This window comes from Nocardia tenerifensis NBRC 101015 (genome assembly GCF_000308715.1).
Lineage (GTDB): Bacteria > Actinomycetota > Actinomycetes > Mycobacteriales > Mycobacteriaceae > Nocardia > Nocardia tenerifensis.
The window spans coordinates 1-927 of record NZ_BAGH01000256.1 but is presented as its reverse complement, the minus strand read 5'-3'; the positions used below and the strand labels follow the sequence as shown (position 1 = coordinate 927).

Sequence of the window (927 nt, the reverse complement as noted above, 5' to 3'; positions counted from 1 at the left end):
GATGTACGAGCTGGCCACCGAGCTGCCGCAGGAGCGGGTGCAGCTGCTGCCGCGCGTGGCCATCACCTTCAAGGCCACCACCGCCGAGCGGCGCAAGAACCCGGCCGAGGAGGCCGTCGAGATCGGCCGCCGCCTGCCCGGCATCTGCGCGGCCCTCGCCGAGGCAGGCGTGCGCGCCCAGCCGATGTCGGCGGACGAGGTCATCGCGTTCATCCGGCGCAGCTACGACCCGGCCTCGCAGGCCGACCTCGAGGTCGCGTCGAGCGAGCCCGACGGCCACGGCCTGGACTGGGCCGACGCGGGCCCGGTCTCGCACGACGAGAAGTGGGACCACTTCGTGCACGACGGCGGCCGCTCGGTCACCTGGGAGATGGACGCGGCCCCCGAGGGCGCGGTGGACGAGCGGGTGCTGCAACGGCTGCTCGCGCCCAATCCCGAAGTGCCGCGCAAGCGCATCGCCATCGTGTACCGGCCGCACTCGGCCGCCGACGCCGCCGAGATCGTCGACGACGACTTCAAGAACGCGCTCGTCGCTCAGCAAAGCGAACGCGGCGTGGTCTCCGCCGCCGCGACCCTGCGGGTGGGCGCCACCCAGCAGGCGCGTGAGGAGCAGGCCAGGGGTCACGGTGTGACCCGCTTCGGGGCCCTGGTGACCATCACCGAGCCCCTGCGCGGCGACCTGCCGCGTATCGAAGCCATCACGCGCGACCTGTCCACGCAGGCGCGGTTGAAGATTCGGCGGTGCTACCGCTACCAGGCGGCGGCCTTCGCGGCCTCGCTCGGGTGCGGGGTGATCCTGCCGGAGCACGCGACTATTCCGAAGGCACTGGCGGGGTGAGAGATTCATGGCACGTGACTACGAGCCACCCGTACGGGATCGTGACGAGCCGGCGGCCCGGCGCGGCAGGCGGCACGAGGACGACGAGT

The 927-nt window shown here is 72.5% G+C and carries 1 protein-coding gene; it reads left to right on the top strand.

Translation table 11 applies throughout. The features are described from left to right. The coding region (locus tag ON39_RS19995; RefSeq protein ID WP_040736531.1) for an SCO6880 family protein at nt 1–838 on the top strand (838 nt) is incomplete at its 5' end. Between the last annotated feature and the right edge of the window lie 89 nt (nt 839–927).